The sequence below is a fragment of the Methylophilus sp. OH31 genome, from assembly GCF_000576615.1.
Classification (GTDB): Bacteria; Pseudomonadota; Gammaproteobacteria; order Burkholderiales; family Methylophilaceae; genus Methylophilus.
In genome coordinates, this window is record NZ_BAUS01000011.1 from 39,005 (window position 1) to 60,038 (window position 21,034).

A 21,034-nucleotide genomic window follows, 5' to 3' on the forward strand; every position below is an offset into this window, starting at 1 on the left:
TTGCCGGATACTTTATGACAGCACAACACTCCAACCCAGACAGCGCGACAGAGTCAGTCGTTGATGAGAACCACGTGATTGCAGAGCGTCGCGAAAAGTTGCGCTTGCTGCGCGAACAAGCGCAATCAGCACAAGTGGCTACTTTTCCTAACGACTTTAAGCCTGAGCATAAAGCGGCTGTTTTGCAAGAGACGTATGCTGCCAGCGAGAAAGAAACGCTGGATCCGCAAGAGATCGTCGTTGTGGTTGCTGGTCGCATGATGCTGAAACGTGTGATGGGCAAAGCCAGTTTTGCAACGATTCAGGACAGCACCGCACGTATTCAATTGTATGTCGCACGTGATGAAATCGGTGAAGCGCTCTACGAGAGCTTTAAGCACTGGGACATGGGCGACATTCTGGGTGCGCGCGGACGTTTGTTTAAAACCCGCACTGGCGAGCTTTCTGTACATGTCACTGAGTTGCGTTTACTCACCAAGTCACTGCGCCCATTGCCGGAAAAATTTCATGGTTTGCAAGATCAGGAAATCAAATATCGTCAGCGTTATGTCGATTTGATCACGTCTGAAGAAACCCGCGCCACGTTTAAGGCACGCTCAAAAGTGGTGGCGGCGATTCGTCAGTTTATGAATGACAACGAGTTTCTCGAGGTTGAAACACCTATGCTGCACCCGATTCCTGGTGGTGCGTCAGCCAAACCGTTTGTCACGCATCACAATGCATTAGATATGCAGATGTTTATGCGCATTGCGCCAGAGCTTTATTTGAAGCGGCTGATTGTCGGCGGCTTTGAGCGTGTATTTGAAATCAACCGTAACTTCCGTAATGAAGGCCTCAGCGTTCGCCATAATCCTGAGTTCACCATGATGGAGTTCTACGCGGCCTACACAGACTATCAATGGCTGATGGACTTTACCGAGCAATGTATCCGTGCCGCAGCGATTGCCGCGAACGGCACTGCGGTGTTGAGCTACGCTGGCAAAGAAGTGGATTTAAGCAAGCCGTTTGAGCGTTTGACCATTGTGGGCGCGATCCAGAAATATGCGCCGCAATATACGCTGGCGCAACTCAATGACGCTGACTTTATCCGTCAAGAGTTATTGAAGTTTGGCGTGAAACCATTTGCTCACGCAGGCCTGGGCTCATTGCAGTTATCCCTGTTTGAAGAAACAGCAGAAAGCCAACTGTGGCAGCCTACTTATATTATCGATTACCCGGTGGAGGTCTCACCGCTGGCACGTGCTTCAGATAAGCAGCCTGAAATCACCGAACGGTTTGAGCTGTTTATCACTGGCCGCGAAATGGCCAATGGCTTTAGCGAGTTGAACGATGCTGAAGACCAGGCAGCGCGCTTCCATGCGCAAATGAAAGCCAAAGAGGCGGGTGACCAGGAAGCCATGTACTACGATGCGGATTTTATCCGTGCTTTGGAATATGGCATGCCGCCGACCGGTGGTTGCGGCATTGGCATTGACCGCCTGGTGATGCTGATTACCGATAGCCCGAGCATACGTGATGTGATTCTGTTCCCACACATGCGTGCAGAGAGCTAAACTCATCAAAGTAACATAGAGCCACCCAGTAAGGGTGGCTTTTTTGTTACTAGTAGTCTGCTTGTAAGAAATGTGTAAGGTTTGTCATCAAACTGTCATATTGAAAATTCAAAATACGTCCCGGATACACACATGTAATCTTATAACAGGGGATAAAAATGAATTTGAAGTTTCGTCGTTTGTTGATGGCAACCTTGGCCGGTGGTCTGTTAACAGGTTTGACGTCTGTATCGTATGCTGATTCAACGACTGATCTGGTTCAGGCGCTGATTAGCAAAGGTGTTTTGACTGAAGAAGAAGGCGCTTTGTTGATGAAGGGCCGTACTAATGAAGTTGAAGTGCAGAAAAAGAAAGAAAGCAAGAGCTGGACTAGCCGTGTCAATATGCGTGGCTATGTGCAGGTTCGCAATACCCAGATGCTGGGTGGCGATGAAGGGGTTAACCTGTGGTCAGACCGCTCCGTAGGTGATGACCACTCATTGGGTGATGCAGATAAGAACTTCTTGATCCGCCGTGCGCGTATCATCATTTTTGGTGATTATGGTGATCACCTGAGCTACTACATCCAGCCAGATTTCGCTAGCTCTGTGGGCGGTACATCCAACTCTAATGCGAGTGGTGCCGGTAACTTTGCCCAGCTGCGTGATGCCTATGGCGATGTTTATATTGATAAAGAGCGTGTACACCGTGTACGCGTAGGTCAATCCAAAGTGCCATATGGTTTTGAAAACCTGCAGTCAAGTTCAAACCGCCTGGCATTAGACCGTAACGATGCCTTGAACAGTGCGGTGCGCGATGAGCGTGACCTGGGTGCGTTCTACTACTACACACCAACCAATATCCAGGCTTTGTTTGAAGAAATCAACAAGAGTGGCCTCAAACACTCCGGCAACTACGGTATGTTTGCGTTGGGCTTGTATAACGGCCAAGGCGCTAACGCCCGTGACCAGAACGACAACTACCATGTGGTTTCACGTCTGACTTACCCATGGAAAACACAAAGTGGCCAGATCTACGAAGCAGGCATTCAAGCTTATAAAGGCGACTACATTTCAACCACTGGCAATTACAGCCGCCGCAACCCTGTGACTGGCGTATTGGCATCTTCTCCAGCGCCTACCTTGGGCACTGGCACGCCTCTTTCAGGCCGAAACGGTATTGAAGACGAGCGCGTAGGTATCAGCTTTATCATGTACCCACAGCCTTTTGGTATTCAGGCCGAGTGGAACTGGGGTAACACACCGGGTCTGGACATTACGAAAAACGTGATTGAAAAGAAAAGCCTGAACGGTGGTTATGTACAAGCCATGTATAAAATCGATAACTTCCAGTTCTTGAGTACCAATGGCACATTGATTCCGTTTATCAAATGGCAGTACTTTGATGGCTATAACAAAGCGGAAACTAACTCACCTGAAAACCATGTCAATGACTGGGAGTTCGGTTTGGAGTGGCAACTGGCACCAGAGGTTGAGTTGACAGCTGTCTACCACCGAATGAATCGTACTAACCTCGTGACAGGTAACCGTGCAACCGCGAGTGCTGCAAATAATCTGCCAGCCAGGGAAGATTACGATAACTTCAAAGCAGAAGCGTTGCGCGTACAACTGCAATACAACTTCTAATAACAACCGTATCAAAACTTAAATTGAAATCCCGCAGCCTTGCGGGATTTTTTTTATTTCATATATAGTTAAAAGTAATATAAAAATAACGAATAATTATTTTTTAAAATATAAATAGTCTGAAATAATGCCCTTCATTCAATGCAGTGAGGGGCATCATGTCTACAGTATTAAACAAACCGGAAACACAAGCTGACGAAGCCTTGTTGGCGATTGTTGCGGCGGCCATTGCGGCTGTGCAGAAGGATACCGGTTATGGTTCTATTGAAATTACAGTACATGATGGGCGGGTGACGCAAATTGAACGGCGTGAGAAAGTGCGCTTTGATCACCAGATAAAACCCAAGAAGTAGTTGATAAGATTTTACTGAGCACTGACCAGGCTGCTGGAAGTCATTAATTAACGGGAGATAATACATGCAGTTAAAGAAATTAAGCCTTGCACTGGCAACCGCAGGTGTGTGGTGGCTGGGTAATGGCGTGGCCGCGGCGGCAGAAGAGGTACAGCTGGCCGAGACACAAGTAGAGGATGCTGAGCAACAAAAGAAAGTAAAAGCACGCCTGGAAGAAATCAAGGCTGAAGAAAAAGCGGCTGCCAAAGCAGCAAGTGGCTATTATGTTGAGCGCCGTAGTTATGGCACACAAAAAGAAACCGAGCCACCAAGATACGTAAAACAATTAAACAAAACATGGTTGAAAGATTACGACAGTTTTGCTGATGTTGACTGGCTGGACATTGGCTTTGAATATCGCGCCCGTTACGAAAGCCGTCAAAACGATTTTCGCCGTGCGCAAGAAAATATTGATGATCCACTCCTGTTGCGTTCACGCGCTTATTTGGGCCTGAAAAACATTTTAGACCCGTTCCGTTTCGCGGTTGAAGTGCAGGATTCCCGTCGTAATCACAGTGATTACAATGATAGTACTGATCGTCGTTTATCCAACGACCCAAAAGATATTGACCATGCTGACTTTTTACAGGCCTATCTGGAACTGTATTTCAAAGAAAGTATTTTTGGCAAAGATGACCTGGGTAACAATCGTCCATTCTGGGTACGTGGTGGTCGTCTGGCTTGGGAAGATCTGGATCGTCGTTTGATCGCACGTAACGAGTGGCGCAACACGACCAATACTTTCCAGGGTATCCGTGCCAATATCGGCGAAAAGAAAAATGACTGGCAGTTGGAAGCTTTTGCCGTACAACCGGTACAGCGCTTTGCCAACCAATTGGACCAAGTTGATCATGCCCAGAAATTTTACGGCCTGGTGGGTGACTGGCGCGGCTGGTCTGACTATGTGACGATTCAGCCTTATTACTTTTACCTGAAGCAGAATGGTAACAGGGTTGAGTATGACGGTAACGGTACCGCATATAGTGACCGCAGTGTTTACACAGCGATACAACAGACAAGAGCTAGTATTGATCGTGAGATTAACACCGGTGGTGTGCGCGTGTATGGTGTGGTTCCAGGAACACAATGGGACTATGACGCGAGCTACAGCAAACAATGGGGTGAAGTGCAACGCTATACTGGCAGTTTGGCAACAGGCCGCTATATCAATGTTGATCACGATGCTTATGCCTATACCGCAGAAGTTGGCTATACCTTTAACAAGCATTCATGGAAACCACGTTTCAGCGGTTCTTATGGCGTAGCGAGCGGCGATAAAGTCTCTGGTACGACTGCGACGGATACTTCCGACAATCAGGGTTTTGACCGTTTGTTCGGGTTTGCACGTCCTTGGTCTAATAATGACTATATTCAAATGAATAATATTCGCGCAGCCAAAATACGTGCAGAGTTCGATCCTAAAGTGCCATTTTTGGATAATGTGAAAGTAGATACAGGCTTTAGCTGGTATCGCCTGGATAGCGCAACAGACCGTTGGGCAGCAGGTAACAATTTGCAGGATGTCACGGGTAATGCTGGCAGGGACTTAGGTAAAGAGTTCGATTTAAGAGTTCGTTTCCCATTGAGTCAGTATGCTGCTTTGAATCTGGGTTATGCGCACTTCTGGGCTGGCGATTTTGTGAAGACAACGTCACGCCTGGTTGCGGGGCAAGCCAATCGTTCCGATACGTCCAACTTCTTCTATACCGAGCTGACTTTATACGGCTTCTAATAACAAGGGAATATGATGAGATTCAATCATAGTTTAAAACATGCTTTACTGGCGCTCACCCTGACATTCCCATTATTGTCTGGGGCTGCCGATGTGAACCTGCTCAATGTGTCATACGACCCGACCCGTGAGTTGTACCAAGACTACAACGATGCATTTGCCAAGTACTGGAAAGCCAAAACAGGCGACAATGTGATTATCAAGCAATCACACGGTGGCTCCGGCAAGCAGGCGCGTTCAGTAATCGATGGTTTGCAGGCGGATGTGGTGACACTGGCATTGTCTTACGACATTGACGAAGTGGGCAGCAAAGGCCGTTTGTTTGGGCCAGACTGGCAAAAACGTCTGCCGCATAACAGCTCACCTTATACCTCCACCATTGTGTTTCTGGTGCGTAAAGGCAACCCGAAAAATATCAAGGACTGGAATGATCTGGTGAAACCAGGGACTTCGGTGATTACACCTAACCCGAAAACCTCGGGTGGTGCACGCTGGAACTACCTAGCTGCTTATGCTTATGCACTCAAGCAGAACAATAACGACGATGCCAAGGCCAAAGACTTCCTGAAAAAGCTGTTTAAAAACGTGCCGGTGCTGGATAGCGGTGCCCGTGGCTCAACCACCACATTTGTCGAACGCGGCATTGGTGATGTGTTGCTGGCATGGGAGAACGAGGCTTTCCTGGCGCAGAAAGAGTTGGGCCCGGACAAGTTCGATATCGTGGTGCCATCCTTGTCGATTTTGGCTGAGCCGCCTGTGACGGTGGTCGACAAAAACGTCAAGCGCCACAATACGCAAGCCGTGGCAGAAGCATATTTGCAGTATTTGTATAGTGAAGAAGGCCAGGAAATTGCGGCGAAGAATTACTACCGCCCAACCCTGGAGTCTGTCGCCAAGAAATACGAAAAACAGTTTCCAAAGGTCAATTTGATCAAGATTGACGATGTGTTTGGCGGCTGGCAAAAGGCTCAGAAAACACATTTTGCCGATGGCGGCGTGTTTGACGAGATTTACCAGAAATAAGATTTGATCAACAGAAAAAGGCATTTACCCAATGCCTTTTTCTTTCTCTACAACAAGGAGAGTGTTTCATGTCAAAAGCATTAGTGATTGGTGGTGACCGTATTGAAGGCATCAAACAGGTATTGCAGGCACAAGGGATCGATAAAATTGATCACTGGACCGGCAGGAAGCCTGGCGACGTCAAGCGCGAGCTACCGGCAAACGTCAATGTGATTGTGTTGGTCACCGGCTGGCTCAATCATTCCATGATGTACCGCATCAAGCATGTGGCACACAAGCGTGGCCTCAAGGTCGTATATACACGCAATAGCGCGGATGGCATGCAGCGCGTGCTCGAGGCGGCCTGATCGTGCGCTTTACCATGCCCCGGCCATAATTATTAATTTTTTTTAAATTAGGTCTAAATTTATCCGTTTGTTTAACCGATAACACTATTGAGATTTAAGGTTTAATGACCTGACTCAAGAATCTTTTTTGCTTGTGGCAGAGAATGATGCAGTGATAGCGGTTAAAGGGTAAATAATGAGTCAAACCGGGATTGGCGAACTGGCAGCGCCACTCAACGAAAATATAACGCAGCGGCAGTTTATGCGTCATCGTCTTGTGCGTAAAGTGCAGGACAATACCCATTTTTTGGCCATGGCCAGCATGGTCTGTGGCTTGCTGGGATTTCCGCATTACCTGTTAGACGTTGATAACAATGTCTGGCTGGCACAATTACTGACTTATCTCACCTTTATTCTGGTCAGCTACAATTTGCTGCTGGAAAACGGTCGCACCAATCTGGCCATGCTCACCATGTCACTGGTCACCATCAGTTTGTTCATGGTGCAACTTTCTCCTTACGCCGCCGACTTTAACGATACTGCGCAGTTGCTGCGCATCGCGAATGACATACAGGTGCAACAAGACTCGAGGCTGGTGGAATATGCCTCAGGCGCTTTGCTGGCGTGTCTGATTGCCATTTCCTATCTCTTCCAGCGTTCTGGCTGGCTAGCCACCAGCCAGGCTATTTTGTGCGTCGCCGTCATGATTCCATTGATTCCGCTACTGGGGTTTTTGTGCGGCATTGCACGTCCTTACGGCCTGATGCCGCCGCTGGCAACCCTAAGCGGCTTGTTGTGCGCTTTTGGTTTATTGGCCAGGCACGCGTCGCATCCGCCCATGAGTTACTTGTTGCTGATGGACGATAATGGCAAGCAGATACGCTTCAGTATCGTTTTCTTAAGCTTTTTCGCCATTATGCTGGCCAGAGCCGGTGTTGAGTTTGAAGACAATATGCGCGCATTGCCTGCTTTGGTTGTAGTAGCGATTTTAGCGATTGTCTATACGATGACTGTCACCTATTACCGCAAAGGGCAAAGCAATGAACAAGTGTTGCCAGCGACCGATATGGACTTTGCCAGCCAACTGGAAGCTGCGTTGGATAGTCACCAGTTCTTTATGGTGTATCAACCACAAGTCGATTTCAATACCGGCAAGTTAAAAGGCGTCGAGGCCCTGGTACGCTGGCGACATCCGGAAAAAGGCATTATTTCTCCAGAAAAGTTTATCCGGGTGGCCGAATTGACCGGCCTGATTGTACCTTTAGGCAAATGGGTCATGCGCACGGCTTGCACACAGGCTGCGCAATGGCACCATGACCCTGTGTTAGGCAAAATCGAAGTGGCGGTGAATGTCTCCGCCCTGCAACTCAAATCAGGCACACTGGTAGAGGATATTTTACAAATCCTGGCTGAAACTGGCTTCCCACCACAGCGGCTGGTGGTGGAACTCACCGAAAGCTCTTTCGTGCAGGATGATGGTGAAAATGCCCGCATCATGCATCGCCTGAAACAAGCGGGTATCAAGCTGGCGATTGACGATTTTGGCACCGGATATTCGTGCTTGTCTTACCTGCGCGATATTCCTGGCGACTATTTAAAAGTGGACCGTTCATTTGTGATGGAATTGCCTGGCCATAACAAGGCCGAGGCGGTGATTCAGGCCATCGTCAGCTTAGGCAAGAGCCTGGATTACCGTATTATTGCCGAAGGCATCGAAACTGAAGCCCAGGCCGGTTTTCTCAAAGGCATAGGCTGCGATATCGCACAAGGTTTTCTGTTTGCCCGGCCGCTGGAAGCCCAGGCTTTACAACAATGGGTGGCGAACAATCTGCCCGTAGAGACTGCATCAGCAAGCACTTAATCAGTGGCGATGGCCATGCCTGTTGTTGAGGTGGCCCTATTTATAAAAACACGCTGTTCCATAGCGAATCATCCATGAGTATCAATTTAATTTGATTTAAAGGATGATAAAACCCTGTTTTCTTTTATGTTGATTTCAATGTACTTGCGCCTATAGTAAAACAAAACTGCCTGCCAGCGCAGGCAATAATAATAGATAGCGACAGGGGGCAACATGTCAGTATCCAGCATTGACTGGTCAGCTGTAACTGTTCAGGAATGTACAACGCAACGCCAGTACATGCGGCATCGATTTCTTAGAACAGTACAGAAGTACTCTCCTTGGCTGGCGCTTGCCAGCATTGTGAGCGTGCTGCTAGGTTTCCCATTGAGTGAGTTGCACCACACCTTTGAATTAAGTGTGTTGCAGAGTGTGAGCTACCTCATTTTTGTCGCGGTGAGTTTGCGCGTCATTTACGACACCAGGCGTGAGCATCCTCTGATCGGCTGGCTGATTGGCAGCGTGTTACTCGGCTATATGCTGCAAACTTATTGGCTATTAAACAGCCACGCCTCTTTTAGTCATATTGCTTCCATCAACAGTTTTTCACAAGTGGTCAGCCATGGCCAGATTGCGACCGATTTCGGCATGTCGTTGCTGGTGATCGCAGGCTTTTTGTTATGCCACTTTCAATGTAACCGCGCAAGCCAGGCGGTACTCAGTGTCGCGTTGCTGATGCCGGTGACTGGTTTACTGGCGCGAGCATATGGTATCCCGGATGCTTATGGCCAGCTGTCTCTGCTGTCTTGTTTGGGCGGCTTGCTTTGTGCCTCTGCCTTGCTTGCCAAGCAGGTGTCGCAAACCTCAATGAGCTATCTGTTATTGATGGACGACACCGGTAAGCATCTGCGCTGGATCGTCAGTTTGCTGTTTTTATGCGCGATCGTCCTCGGTGGTGTTGGTGTTTATTTTAAGCATGATTACCGTTTGACACCGTTGATCATCACGCTGGCATTGATTTCCGTCGTCTGTATCATGACTTTTACTTATTACCGCAAAGGCGTGATGCATGAGCAAGTCTTGCCACCTGAAGACCTGGCATTTGCCAGCGAGCTGGAGGCGGCGATTGCACATCAGGAGTTTTACCTGGTTTACCAGCCGCAGCTGAATTTTATGACCGGCGAACTGGTCGGTGTAGAAGCCTTGATTCGCTGGCAACATCCGCAACAAGGCGTGGTACCGCCCGCCAAATTTATTGGTGTAGCAGAGCTAACCGGCCTGATTGTGCCTATGGGTGCCTGGGTGCTTAAAGCGGCCTGCCAGCAGGTGGCCGCCTGGCAAGAGGGGGCGTTGAGCAAGGTCAAAGTGTCAGTCAATGTTTCTCCCATGCAACTGCGCTCGCCGGGATTTACCGATTATGTGTTGCAAGTTTTGCGCGAAACCGGCCTGTCCGCAGAACGCCTGGTGATTGAGCTGACCGAGAGTGCGCTGATTCATTCTGATTGCAAGGGCACCGATAGTTTGCAGGCGCTAAAACAGCTTGGGGTCAAACTGGCGATTGATGATTTTGGCACTGGCTATTCATGCCTGGCTTACTTGCGTGATATCCCCGGCGATTATTTAAAAGTGGATCGTTCTTTTGTCAATGACGTGCCTGGCAAAGAGCGTTCAGAAGCGGTCACCAGTGCGATTGTCGTGCTCGGCAAAAACTTGCATTACCAGATCGTGGCAGAAGGCGTGGAGACGGAAGCTCAAGCTGAATACCTGAAAAGCCTGGGCTGTGATCTGGTACAAGGGTATTTATACGCCAAGCCGATGGAAGCGCAGGCATTGCAGCAATGGGTCAGCGCCAGGCGCACATAAGTGTGTCGCCTGGCATTTAAACGGATGCTGGTTGAAACTTGTGATGATTGAGCTTTGACCTGACCAGTTCAATATGCGCACGTAACTCATAAGCATATTGTGAGAATGGCACTGGTAATTTCACATTGACCACTTTCGCTTCAATTTCATTGAGTTTTTCCAGGCATTCCTCTACATCTGCAGCACTCTTGATCTCTTGTAATTGGGTATCAAGAAAGCGCAACTCGCCGTAATAACGGAAGAGTTTGCGTTTGACCAGCCACACATACACCATCGGGATAATCTTGGTCAGCGGGATCAATAAAGCCAGTAATGGCAAGATCACAATCAAAGTACGGTTCACAAATGTCGCGGCCCAGAACGGCAGGTATTTATCAATAATCGGTAAGCCGGATTTGTAAAAGTTAAGCGCCTGCGTACTCAGCGGGAAGTCGGTATCTTTGGCTGAAGGAAACTCGCCTTTGGTATTAAACAGGCTAGGGCCGCCATGTACCTCGGCAATCACTTTCATCATCAGATAGGCCAGGGCAGGGTGCATGCTTTCTTTCACTACCAGCGTGGCTGTAGGCGCTACTAAGTGCACATCATGCCCCGGAATGTTGCGCGCCAGGTCCATGGCGCCTTCAGGCAGCACCAGATGGTGCATAAAGGCGAATTTTCGTGAAAAAGCTTCTGCGGTATCCATGCTCAGCAAGCGCAGGCGTTTGTCAGTCACCATTTCGTGAATCATGCCAGAATTGGCGACATCCACAAACAGTGCGGCATCCAGTTTGCCCTGTCTTAGCGCAGTCGCGGCTTCTTCGCCGCCAATAGACACGAGCTTGGTATTGCTATTGTTAATGCCACTTTCTGTGAGTAGTGTGCTTACCAGGGTATGGGTGCCATTACCAGCATAGCCGATAGCAATACGTTTGCCTTTGAGCGCTGATAAATGCGTGGTAGTGGCTTTGCAGCGGCAAAAAATCCATACCGGCTGATAATACAAGCTGCCTAGCGATAGCAATGAGCCCGCACCTTCGCTATGGGCCATGCCATCCTGGATAAAGGCAATATCGACGTCGGACTCCGGATCTTTGAGCAAACGCAGGTTTTCCGTGTCGCCTGACGTTTTGCGCAACTCCAGCGTGATGCCTTCCTTTTGCAAGTAGACGCCGTAGATAGCGGCATAGGCGTTGTAGTTTAAATCGGCTTCACCGGTAGCGATCACAATCTTACGTGGTGGCGCCGGGTCTATGAATTTGTAGGCAAAAAACAGGGCCAGGCAGATCAGCAGAACTGAAGGCAGTGTGGCCTCCAGCATTTCTCTGGTAAAAATTGCAGTGAATTTGTTATTGCGCGGATCAAATTTCATCGGTCAGCTTTTATTGATACCTGATTGTAGGGAGCCTCAACCCTGTGGGCTGGTGTGAGTGATTTTACAGAGGCTTGCACAGAATGTCACAACAGAAGCGTGTGAGCAAACAAAAAGGGCGTACAGTGATGTGCCACTGTACGCCCGTTGCGGCCGAGATTACGTGCGCTTAAGCGTGATAAGACGCCAAACGCTGCAACACCGCAATCATGCGGTCAATTTCTTCATAGGTGTTGTAAAACGCCAATGAAGGACGCACCGTGGTTTCGACACCAAAGCGGCGCAAGATGGGTTGCGCGCAATGATGGCCAGAACGCACGGCAATGCCTTCTTCATTCAGCGCTGCACCGACTTCTTCACTCTGGTAGCCTTTGAGTGCAAATGACAGCACGCTGGCTTTGTGTTTGGCGGTACCAATCAAACGCAGGTTGGGGATCTGGCTCATGGCTGCGGTCGCGTATTCAAGCAAAGCATGCTCGTAGGCAGCGATGTTCTCAATGCCCAGGCGTTCCACATATTTCAGTGCTGCGCCTAAACCCACGGCATCCGCGATGTTGCCGGTGCCTGCTTCAAACTTGGCTGGCGCTGGGTGATACACCGTTTTTTCAAAGGTGACATCTTGAATCATATTACCGCCACCTTGCCAGGCAGGCATGTCTTGCAACACGTCTGCTTTGCCATACAGCGCACCAATACCGGTTGGGCCGAAAATCTTGTGTCCGGAGAACACAAAAAAGTCAGCATCCAGCGTTTGCACGTCCGTACGCAGATGCGAGACGGATTGTGCGCCGTCCAGTAATACCTTGGCGCCAACCCGGTGTGCCATGGCAATCATTTCCTGCGCCGGCGTGACGGTGCCCAAAGCATTCGACACTTGCGTGAAAGACACCAGCTTGGTTTTTGCCGTCAGCAATTTCTGGTATTCCTCCAGCAAGATCTGCCCACTATCATCGACCGGAATCACCTTGATCACCGCGCCTGTTTCCTGGCATAGCTGCTGCCAGGGCACGATATTGGCGTGATGCTCAAGGTTGGAGACCACAATCTCGTCACCAGCGCCCAGATGTTTCTTGCCCCAGGTTTTGGCCACCAGGTTAATGGCCTCGGTGGTACCACGTACAAAAATCACGTTATTCACCGACGGTGCATTGATAAAGCGGCGCACGGTTTCACGCGCATCTTCATAAGCATCCGTCGCACGCGCCGCCAGTTCATGCGCAGCACGGTGAATATTGGAGTTTTCGTGTTGATAGAAATAGCTGATACGGTCTATGACTACCTGGGGTTTATGCGTGGTTGCGGCGTTATCAAACCAGACTAACTGACGACCGTTGACGCGCTCGTTCAGAATCGGGAAATCGCGGCGCACGGCATGCACATCAAAGGCTGGATGCGCAGAGGCGGGCAGGCTACCGATGACGGCTGGCTCAGTTTGCAAAAAATAGAATGATTGCGCGCTGCCCGCAGATGGTTTGTTGGCCGGTTGCGTGGATGCTGCTGATGACGGAGACTGGCCCGTACCTGTGCCCAACCAGCGATCAAGCTCCTGCTGATAGGGAATCTCAATGCCCAGCCCGGCAAATGCGGCCGGTGCCAGGTAAGCGGCGTCAGGCTGCAACACATTCAGGTGTGCCGGATGGTTATGCAGCGGATCACTGGCCAATGTTTCCACGCCAGGCGCGTAAGTGAGTTGCTGCGCCTGTGTTTCCAGCGTAACGGGTTGCACTTGCGACTGAACGTAGCTAGGTGACGATACGCCCAAAGAGCTGCCCCCTGCATTGCCCAGTTTCGTGGTCAATGAGTCAGTGGCTGGCACAGACGGTTGTGGTGTATGTCCAGCGGCCAATGATTGCGCAAAGTCTGCTGCGGCAAACGGGGCGGTGGCCGGAAAGCCCTCGGCGTAAAGATCATTTACCAGTTGCGTCAGGGTGGCGGTATCCAGCACCCCTGTGTTTTCCAGTTCGCGACCCACGCCCAGCGCAGCCGTCATCTTCGGATGCTCACCCGGCAGTGAGGCTAATATCGCCTCCGGCTCAAAGCTCGCTAAATCGATAGAATTACTTGTAGTCATAGTAATGGTCAACTCCGACATCTTCCAGTACGGCAATCGCATCTTCGGTCAGCACTGCCAGTGAGCAATACAGGGAGACCAGGTAGGACGCAATCGCTTTATGGTTGATACCCATGAAGCGCACAGACAAGCCCATGGTTTGTTGACCTGGCAGGTTCGGTTGATACAAGCCAATCACGCCTTGTTTGCTTTCGCCTACGCGCAACAGCAGGATTTTGGATTTGCCATTGGCGATAGGCAGTTTGTCGCTAGGAATCAGCGGTACGCCGCGCCAGGTCAGGAATTGTGAGCCAAACAGGGACACGGTTGGTGGTGGCACGCCGCGACGGGTGCACTCACGGCCAAAGGCAGCAATCGCTTTCGGGTGCGCCAGGAAGAACGCAGGCTCTTTCCAGACTTTGGTCAGCAATTCATCCAGGTCGTCCGGGGTAGGGAAGCCGTTACGGGTTTTTACCGTTTGTGACTTGGCCACGTTGTTCAGCAGGCCGTATTCCTTGTTATTGATCAGTTCGCTTTCCTGACGCTCTTTCACCACTTCAATGGTCAGGCGCAATTGCTCTTTAATCTGGTTGTGCGGGCTGCTGTAAAGGTCAGACACGCGGGTATGTACGTCTACCACGGTGTTGACGGCATTCAACACATATTCACGGCCCCATTCTTCGTAGTCGACAAAAGTCGCTGGCAATTCTTTTTCGTCTTTGTTAGAGCAATCGACCGTAATGGCGTTAGGATCTTTGGCCTTGTTGACGCGGTAAATACCAGCTTCTACCGGTACCCAATTGAGCAAATGCACCAGCCAGCGTGGGCTGATGGTGCTGAGCATGGGCACCGATTTGGTGGCATTGGCAAGCGTTCGTGCGGCGACATCGCCTAAGGCGCTTTGGGTGGGTTGTTCAGACATACGATTATTCTCCTTATTAAACTAATTAATTAGCGGCTAAAAACTGAGTGGTTAAAAATCAAGCAGCCACCGGAATCGGTTTGGCATCCGAGTGTGCTTGTGTGACATGACTATTGGCGGGCACGCTGCGGGTGACCCAGACATTGCCGCCAATAATGGAATGTTTGCCGATCGTGATGCGGCCTAGAATCGTGGCACCGGCATACACCACTACGTGGTCCTCCAGAATCGGGTGACGTTCAAACTTTTTGACCAGATGGCCATTGGCATCTTTGGGAAAGTTTTTGGCACCCAATGTCACGGCCTGATACAGGCGGACATGACTGCCAATAATGGCGGTTTCGCCAATCACGACGCCCGTGCCATGGTCGATAAAAAAGTGATCCCCAATTTGCGCACCAGGATGGATATCAATCCCCGTTTGCGAATGGGCAATTTCGGTCATTAAACGCGCAATAATGGTCAGCCCCAGGCCATGCAGTACATGAGCAATGCGGTAATGAATCAAGGCCAGGATGCCGGGGTAGCTGACCAGGATTTCATCCACACTGTCTGCTGCCGGGTCGCCCTGGTAGGCGGCCTCCAGATCTGTATCCAGTTGCAAACGGATATGAGGTAATTGCTCTGAAAACTGGGCGGTGAAATTATGTGCTTGCGTGCGAAACTGGTTGATCGGTTCACTGGGCGACTTGAAGGCCAGTTCCAGGCGAATCTGATGCTGTAACTCTCGCAGTGCTTTATCCAGCGTTGTCCCGACGTAGAAATTAATGGCATTGGCCTGAATGTCAGGATCGCCCAGCCGATTGGGGAATAGGGCTGCTGCCAGCCATTCTACGCATTGACCCAAGGCCTTGCGAGAAGGGAGTTTCGGTGGTTGTGATAAGCGCTGGCGTTGTTGTAACGCGCTTTCTCGTATGTTGGCCAGTTCTTGCACGATGTGCTCAATCGCGATTTCTTGCATCGTCAATTTGTCCTGTCAGTATCCGTTTTAGCTGCTAAAAACGCAAAAAGCCAGCTGCACGAATAGTGCAAACTGGCTTCTAGTGGTCTAGTCAGCTTTAATATTCGCCCACTATAAAATAAACGGCTGTAATTGAACAGGGTCGAAGTCAAATAATTATTGATTATTTGCTTATTCCATTTGGTTATTTAGTGGGCGGGCTTGCAAAAGGTGCTGCAACATTGATTTAAGCAACCCTTTTGCCCCTATAAAATTACTCTACTGCATCAGCATTTGCAATGCAGTAGAGGCCACTTATCTGCCTTTTTATATATATTTTTATATTATAAATATATTATTTTTTATTCTTTTTAAAAATATGGGATTGTCGGTATAGTTCAGGCCAGTTTCAAAATAATAAGGGAGTTATGTATGCCGTTTGTGTTGCGCAGTGCCTTACTGGCCGTGTTGTTGAGCAGTGTGTCACTGCAAGCCGCCGAGTTGTTGAATGCGTCTTATGATGTGACCAGGGAATTTTATAAGGATTTCAATCCGGCGTTTGTGCAGTACTGGAAAGAGAAAACTGGCGAAACGGTGACCATCAACCAGTCACACGGCGGCTCAACCAAACAGGCGCGCTCCGTGGTCGACGGCTTGCCGGCAGATGTGATTACCATGAACCGTAGTGCCGACATTGATATCCTGGCACAAAAAGGCAAACTGATCCCGGCCAACTGGCAAACACGTTTACCCAATAATAGCGTGCCCAGTGCTTCACCAACGGTATTTCTGGTGCGTAAAGGCAATCCTAAACAAGTCAAAGACTGGGATGACCTGGTGCGTCCAGGCGTGACTTCGGTGATTCCTAACCCTAAGACGTCCGGTAACGGTAAATATAGTTATCTGGCGGCCTGGGGCTATATCACACAAAAAGGCGGCGATGCAGTGAAAGCGCGCCAGTTTGTGACAGAGTTGTTCAAGCATGTGCCCGTACTGGATACCGGCGGCCGTGGTGCGACCACCACTTTTGCCCAGCGTGAAATCGGCGATGTGCTGGTGACGTTTGAAAATGAAGTCTACCTGTTGCAAAAAGAACTGGGTGAGGACAAATATGAAGTGGTGTATCCGTCTGTGACCGTATTGGCCGAGAATCCGGTGTCATTGGTGGATAAAGTGGTCGATAAAAAAGGCACACGCAAAGTAGCGCAGGCTTATCTCGAGTTCCATTTCTCACCACAAGGGCAAGCGCTGGCCGCCAAGCATTATTTGCGTCCGCAAGTGAGCGAAGTGGCGCAACCGGCATTCAAGAAGTTACATACGTTCACGGTCAAGCAGGTATTTGGTAGTTGGAACGAGGCTGAAAACACGCATTTTAGCGATGGCGGTATTTTCGACCAGATTTACCAGAAGTAAGCAGATTTTTCAGAAGTACAAAGTAGTCTCGCAGGAAGGAGTCACGATGACGCAACGTCAATCAAATCAGGAACCAGAACATGTCGTACAGTTACGCGCCGAGTTAAAGCAGGCGCTGTCGCTGGATCTGGAAGAGTTGGGGCTGTTAGAAGCCAGTTCGGGTGAGTATGAGAGTACCTTTATCGGCGTGCATCTCAAAACGGCTTTTCAGCCTATTTATGATGCCAAACAAGGCGATATCTACGGCTACGAAGCCTTGATCCGCCCATCTTTGTTTGGCACGCTGGGCAGTACGCCTGAGTTTGCATTCACCTATGCCGAGCAATCCGGCAAGCTGGTACAGTTTGACCGCGTCTGCCGCTCGCAGCACGTGTTGAACTATCGTGCGATTCATCAGGAAAATGGTTTGCTGTTTTTGAACGTGCACCCCAAGTTGCTGCTTGAAGTCAGCGCACACGGCAAGGTGTTTGAGCAGATCCTGCATAAATACTCAGTGCCTACGCATCGTGTCGTGCTCGAGATTAACGAGTCCCTGATTGAGCAGGACAAGCACCTGATTTCTGCCATCGAGAACTACCGTGCGCTGGGCTATCAGATTGCGTTTGACCATGTGGGCGGCCATCAGAGTAAGTTGTACCGTTTATGGAATGCCCATCATGACTACATCAAGTTTGATGTGTCGGTCATTCATCAGGCAGCACAACAACCAGCGTTAGCCAAAGCCCTCAAAGGCCTGGTGGCGACCGTGCAGGATTTGGGCAGCATCCCGGTGATTCTTGGTATAGAAACACAGCAGCAACTGGATATTGCAATTGCTTCTGGCGCGACCGTGCTGCAAGGTAATTTATTGGCGGCGCCGGTAGTGGCCAAGGTCATTAATGACCAATACCAGCACCGTTCACCTAAAGTAGCGTAATCATCCCTTCTTCAATATAACAGGCGCTTATAAATTAATGATTATCTATTCTTTTGAGATTTAAAAGAATCCAGCTACATTAGCGCCTGTTTACACTTGTCACCACACAACCTTGTCACTACACAACATGGCATCACAAAAAAAGAAACATCTACTTCCCGGCTTCGGGCTGTCATTGGGGGTCACGCTGGTTTATTTAAGCCTGATTGTATTGATCCCGCTAGCCGCTGTTTTTCTACGCACCACTGAGCTGAGCTGGCATGAATTTTGGGCTGTAGTGACCACGCCACGGGTAGTCGCTACCTATAAACTGACTTTTGGTGCCTCATTGCTGGCTGCCGTGATTAACCTGGTGTTCGGCTTACTGACCGCCTGGGTGCTGGTGCGTTACCAGTTCTTTGGCAAAAAAGTGCTCGATGCCCTGGTTGACTTGCCCTTTGCCTTGCCCACTGCCGTTGCCGGTATCGCATTGACCGCGATTTATGCGCCGAATGGCTGGTTAGGCCAGTGGCTGGAACCACATGGTATTAAAGTGGCCTTTACGCCGCTGGGCGTCGTGGTGGCACTCACCTTCATCGGTCTGCCATTTGTCGTGCGTACGGTGCAGCCTGTGCTGGAGGATTTCAGTGCAGAGGCTGAAGAAGCCGCTGCCAGCCTGGGTGCCAACCGTTGGCAAACCTTTTACAAAATTATCCTGCCAGCTATCTGGCCTGCATTGCTCACCGGTTTTTCGCTGGCATTCGCCCGCGCCGTGGGTGAGTACGGTTCGGTGATCTTTATTGCAGGCAATATGCCGATGATCTCTGAGATTACGCCACTGATGATTATTACCAAGCTGGAGCAATACGATTACGCTGGAGCGACCGCGATTGCAGTAGTGATGCTGGTGATTTCTTTCGTTTTGCTGCTGCTGATCAATCTATTGCAGTGGTGGAGCAATCATCGCCATGGCAATAAATAATTGGCTGTGCCGGTAAATGACTGCGCTGGCTCAATATTTAATTGAATAGAAAGTTTATGCATAACACACAATTTCAACAATATCAGGGCAAAGTGGCTTTTAAACGAGCAACCTCTGAGCCTGCCTGGGTACGCTGGGGCCTGATCGGGCTGGCCCTTGCTTTTTTGGGGCTGTTTTTGCTGATTCCGCTGGCCGCCGTGTTTTCTGAGGCCTTGCGTAAAGGTTGGGGCGTCTATCTGGCGGCGATTACCGAGGCAGATGCCTTGTCAGCCATGAAGCTAACCCTGATTGCTTCCCTGATATCGGTGCCACTTAATTTGGTATTTGGTGTTGCCGCGGCCTGGGCAATTACCAAATTCGACTTTAGAGGCAAGAGCTTTCTGATTACCTTGATTGATTTGCCATTTGCCGTATCGCCGGTGATTGCCGGTTTGATCTTTGTGCTGATTTTTGGCCTGCAAGGCTGGTTTGGCGAGTGGTTAATTGATCATGACCTGAAAGTGGTCTTTGCGGTGCCTGGCATTGTACTGGCGACCATTTTTGTGACTTTCCCGTTTGTGGCACGTGAGTTGATTCCGCTGATGCAGGCGCAAGGCAAAGAAGAGGAGGAGGCGGCCTTAGTATTAGGCGCCTCCGGCTGGAAAATGCTGTGGCACGTGACCTTGCCTAATGTGAAGTGGGGGTTGATTTACGGTGTGATTCTGACCAATGCGCGGGCGATGGGTGAGTTTGGTGCCGTGTCTGTAGTGTCTGGGCATATCCGTGGCCTGACCAACACCATGCCGCTGCATGTCGAGATTTTGTACAACGAATATAACTATGCCGCTGCGTTTGCTGTTGCTTCATTGCTGACGTTGCTGGCGCTGGTGACCCTGGTTTTAAAAACCTATGTCGAATGGCAGGCTTCGCGTGATGCCGCCAATATTGAAAAGGAAGTGACGGCTTAAGATGAGCATTACCATTCAACACATTAACAAAGGCTTTGGCCAGTTTAGCGCGCTGCGTGACATCAACCTGCAAGTGCCGTCTGGCGAGCTGGTCGCACTGCTGGGCCCTTCCGGTTGCGGTAAAACCACCTTGTTGCGCATTATTGCTGGCCTGGAATCCCCTGATAGCGGCCAAGTGCTGTTTGATGGCGTGGATACCACGCATCGTGATGTGCGTGAGCGCCAGGTAGGGTTTGTATTCCAGCACTATGCACTGTTCCGCCATATGACAGTGTTCGAGAACGTGGCTTTTGGCCTGCGCGTGCGTCCAAAAGAGACCCGCCCGTCAGATGCTGAAATCAAGAAACGCGTGCATGATTTACTCAAGTTAGTACAACTCGACTGGCTGGCAGATCGCTATCCACCGCAATTATCCGGTGGCCAGCGTCAGCGTATCGCCCTGGCGCGCGCCCTGGCAGTCGAGCCGAAAGTCTTGTTGCTGGACGAGCCGTTTGGCGCGCTGGATGCCAAAGTGCGTAAAGACCTGCGCCGCTGGTTGCGTCGCCTGCACGATGAGTTGCATGTCACCAGTGTGTTTGTGACGCACGATCAGGAAGAAGCGCTGGAGGTAGCGGATACCATCGTGGTCATGAATCACGGCCAGGTAGAGCAGGTAGGTTCACCGCAAGGTGTTTACGACCAGCCAGCCACGCCTTTTGTGTATGAGTTTTTGGGCAATGTGAATGCGTTCGAAACGCCGCAAGGCAAAGGCTTTGTGCGCCCGTATGAAATTGCCGTGAGCCGCGTGGCAGAAGCCAACAGCATCCCTGGTGCCTTAACCTATGTGCATTCTGTCGGCTCTCTGGTGCGCCTCGAAATCAAGCGTACAGACAATGAGCAATATGTGGATGTTGAGCTTGGACGTGAACAGTTTAACCAGTTGAATTTCCAGCAAGGTGAAACGGTGTATCTGAAGCCGACACAACTGCGTGTGTTTTAAATAGTGATTCATTGCTAAATAAATGATGCAGGCGAGCAACGTGCTCGCCTGTTTTTTTATCTACTCTAGTCTATTCTTATTCAGATTTAAATGATAATGATTGACTTTTTGTTATTAAATATTAAATTAAATCAATGTTTAATGACATAAATAGAATAACGTTATCATGTCTTGTCACTCCATGATACTTGCTAACATTAT

17 protein-coding genes are annotated in these 21,034 nt (G+C 49.8%); 13 read left to right on the forward strand and 4 right to left on the reverse strand.

The features are described 5' to 3' along the window. The first annotated feature begins 14 nt into the window (after positions 1–14). From lysS to OH31_RS12570, 8 genes are all read left to right on the forward strand, one after another. Positions 15–1,553, forward strand: coding sequence for a lysine--tRNA ligase (gene lysS / locus OH31_RS12535; protein WP_024930996.1), 1,539 nt, complete (start codon positions 15–17; stop codon positions 1,551–1,553). 158 nt (positions 1,554–1,711) lie between these two features. Further along, positions 1,712–3,178, forward strand: a complete 1,467-nt coding sequence (locus tag OH31_RS12540) for a porin (RefSeq protein WP_024930997.1) — start codon at positions 1,712–1,714, stop codon at positions 3,176–3,178. 158 nt (positions 3,179–3,336) lie between these two features. Continuing rightward, positions 3,337–3,531 (forward strand): YezD family protein, encoded by a 195-nt coding sequence (locus OH31_RS12545; RefSeq protein WP_019882677.1) that lies wholly within the window; start codon positions 3,337–3,339, stop codon positions 3,529–3,531. A 64-nt stretch (positions 3,532–3,595) separates the two neighbouring features. After that, the gene (locus OH31_RS12550) at positions 3,596–5,302 is read left to right on the forward strand and encodes an alginate export family protein (protein ID WP_024930998.1); all 1,707 of its coding nucleotides are present in this window, start codon (positions 3,596–3,598) and stop codon (positions 5,300–5,302) included. Between the two features lie 15 nt (positions 5,303–5,317). Beyond that, positions 5,318–6,325: a sulfate ABC transporter substrate-binding protein gene (locus OH31_RS12555; protein WP_024930999.1), complete on the forward strand. Its 1,008-nt coding sequence runs from the start codon at positions 5,318–5,320 to the stop codon at positions 6,323–6,325. A 68-nt stretch (positions 6,326–6,393) separates the two neighbouring features. After that, positions 6,394–6,672, forward strand: coding sequence for a DUF2325 domain-containing protein (locus OH31_RS12560; protein WP_019882674.1), 279 nt, complete (start codon positions 6,394–6,396; stop codon positions 6,670–6,672). 175 nt (positions 6,673–6,847) lie between these two features. Continuing rightward, complete coding sequence (locus tag OH31_RS12565) at positions 6,848–8,512, forward strand: EAL domain-containing protein (RefSeq protein ID WP_024931000.1); 1,665 nt, start codon at positions 6,848–6,850, stop codon at positions 8,510–8,512. Positions 8,513–8,725: 213 nt separating this feature from the next. Beyond that, positions 8,726–10,354: a bifunctional diguanylate cyclase/phosphodiesterase gene (locus tag OH31_RS12570; protein WP_242402287.1), complete on the forward strand. Its 1,629-nt coding sequence runs from the start codon at positions 8,726–8,728 to the stop codon at positions 10,352–10,354. A gap of 16 nt (positions 10,355–10,370) precedes the next feature. On the opposite strand, the gene OH31_RS12575 is transcribed toward OH31_RS12570, so the two are convergent. The 4 genes from OH31_RS12575 to epsC all read right to left on the reverse strand — a co-directional run bounded on the left by OH31_RS12575 (position 10,371) and on the right by epsC (position 15,638). Then, a complete protein-coding gene (locus OH31_RS12575; protein WP_024931002.1) occupies positions 10,371–11,705 on the reverse strand; it encodes a TAXI family TRAP transporter solute-binding subunit in 1,335 nt (444 codons plus the stop codon). Between the two features lie 169 nt (positions 11,706–11,874). Beyond that, positions 11,875–13,776: a family 2A encapsulin nanocompartment cargo protein cysteine desulfurase gene (locus OH31_RS12580; protein WP_024931003.1), complete on the reverse strand. Its 1,902-nt coding sequence runs from the start codon at positions 13,774–13,776 to the stop codon at positions 11,875–11,877. After that, entirely contained in the window at positions 13,763–14,677 is a 915-nt protein-coding gene (locus OH31_RS12585; RefSeq protein ID WP_024931004.1) for a family 2A encapsulin nanocompartment shell protein, read from the reverse strand. Before OH31_RS12585 ends, OH31_RS12580 begins: the two co-directional genes overlap by 14 nt. A 58-nt stretch (positions 14,678–14,735) precedes the next feature. Next, complete coding sequence (gene epsC / locus OH31_RS12590) at positions 14,736–15,638, reverse strand: serine O-acetyltransferase EpsC (RefSeq protein ID WP_019882667.1); 903 nt, start codon at positions 15,636–15,638, stop codon at positions 14,736–14,738. Between the two features lie 411 nt (positions 15,639–16,049). Here epsC and OH31_RS12595 point away from each other — a divergent pair, with 411 nt between their 5' ends. From OH31_RS12595 to OH31_RS12615, 5 genes are all read left to right on the forward strand, one after another. Beyond that, complete coding sequence (locus tag OH31_RS12595; RefSeq protein WP_024931005.1) at positions 16,050–17,030, forward strand: sulfate ABC transporter substrate-binding protein; 981 nt, start codon at positions 16,050–16,052, stop codon at positions 17,028–17,030. A 46-nt stretch (positions 17,031–17,076) separates the two neighbouring features. Continuing rightward, positions 17,077–17,946: an EAL domain-containing protein gene (locus OH31_RS12600; protein WP_019882664.1), complete on the forward strand. Its 870-nt coding sequence runs from the start codon at positions 17,077–17,079 to the stop codon at positions 17,944–17,946. A 127-nt stretch (positions 17,947–18,073) separates the two neighbouring features. Further along, positions 18,074–18,907, forward strand: a complete 834-nt coding sequence (gene cysT / locus OH31_RS12605; RefSeq protein WP_024931006.1) for a sulfate ABC transporter permease subunit CysT — start codon at positions 18,074–18,076, stop codon at positions 18,905–18,907. Between the two features lie 56 nt (positions 18,908–18,963). After that, positions 18,964–19,854: a sulfate ABC transporter permease subunit CysW gene (gene cysW / locus OH31_RS12610; protein WP_024931007.1), complete on the forward strand. Its 891-nt coding sequence runs from the start codon at positions 18,964–18,966 to the stop codon at positions 19,852–19,854. 1 nt (position 19,855) lies between these two features. Further along, positions 19,856–20,833 carry a sulfate/molybdate ABC transporter ATP-binding protein gene (locus tag OH31_RS12615; RefSeq protein ID WP_019882661.1) on the forward strand — a complete coding sequence of 326 codons (978 nt, stop codon included), beginning with the start codon at positions 19,856–19,858 and terminating at the stop codon, positions 20,831–20,833. Positions 20,834–21,034: the final 201 nt, after the last annotated feature.

Excerpts from the sequence above, each read along its gene's own strand:
- OH31_RS12615 (WP_019882661.1), top strand. The coding sequence starts at position 19,856 with ATGAGCATTACCATTCAACACATTAACAAAGGCTTTGGCCAGTTTAGC.
- lysS (WP_024930996.1), top strand. The coding sequence starts at position 15 with ATGACAGCACAACACTCCAACCCAGACAGCGCGACAGAGTCAGTCGTT.
- OH31_RS12580 (WP_024931003.1), bottom strand. The coding sequence starts at position 13,776 with ATGACTACAAGTAATTCTATCGATTTAGCGAGCTTTGAGCCGGAGGCG.
- OH31_RS12540 (WP_024930997.1), top strand. The coding sequence starts at position 1,712 with ATGAATTTGAAGTTTCGTCGTTTGTTGATGGCAACCTTGGCCGGTGGT.
- cysW (WP_024931007.1), top strand. The coding sequence starts at position 18,964 with ATGCATAACACACAATTTCAACAATATCAGGGCAAAGTGGCTTTTAAA.
- OH31_RS12585 (WP_024931004.1), bottom strand. The coding sequence starts at position 14,677 with ATGTCTGAACAACCCACCCAAAGCGCCTTAGGCGATGTCGCCGCACGA.
- OH31_RS12560 (WP_019882674.1), top strand. The coding sequence starts at position 6,394 with ATGTCAAAAGCATTAGTGATTGGTGGTGACCGTATTGAAGGCATCAAA.
- OH31_RS12570 (WP_242402287.1), top strand. The coding sequence starts at position 8,726 with ATGTCAGTATCCAGCATTGACTGGTCAGCTGTAACTGTTCAGGAATGT.
- cysT (WP_024931006.1), top strand. The coding sequence starts at position 18,074 with ATGGCATCACAAAAAAAGAAACATCTACTTCCCGGCTTCGGGCTGTCA.
- epsC (WP_019882667.1), bottom strand. The coding sequence starts at position 15,638 with ATGCAAGAAATCGCGATTGAGCACATCGTGCAAGAACTGGCCAACATA.
- OH31_RS12555 (WP_024930999.1), top strand. The coding sequence starts at position 5,318 with ATGAGATTCAATCATAGTTTAAAACATGCTTTACTGGCGCTCACCCTG.
- OH31_RS12575 (WP_024931002.1), bottom strand. The coding sequence starts at position 11,705 with ATGAAATTTGATCCGCGCAATAACAAATTCACTGCAATTTTTACCAGA.
- OH31_RS12550 (WP_024930998.1), top strand. The coding sequence starts at position 3,596 with ATGCAGTTAAAGAAATTAAGCCTTGCACTGGCAACCGCAGGTGTGTGG.
- OH31_RS12595 (WP_024931005.1), top strand. The coding sequence starts at position 16,050 with ATGCCGTTTGTGTTGCGCAGTGCCTTACTGGCCGTGTTGTTGAGCAGT.
- OH31_RS12600 (WP_019882664.1), top strand. The coding sequence starts at position 17,077 with ATGACGCAACGTCAATCAAATCAGGAACCAGAACATGTCGTACAGTTA.
- OH31_RS12565 (WP_024931000.1), top strand. The coding sequence starts at position 6,848 with ATGAGTCAAACCGGGATTGGCGAACTGGCAGCGCCACTCAACGAAAAT.
- OH31_RS12545 (WP_019882677.1), top strand. The coding sequence starts at position 3,337 with ATGTCTACAGTATTAAACAAACCGGAAACACAAGCTGACGAAGCCTTG.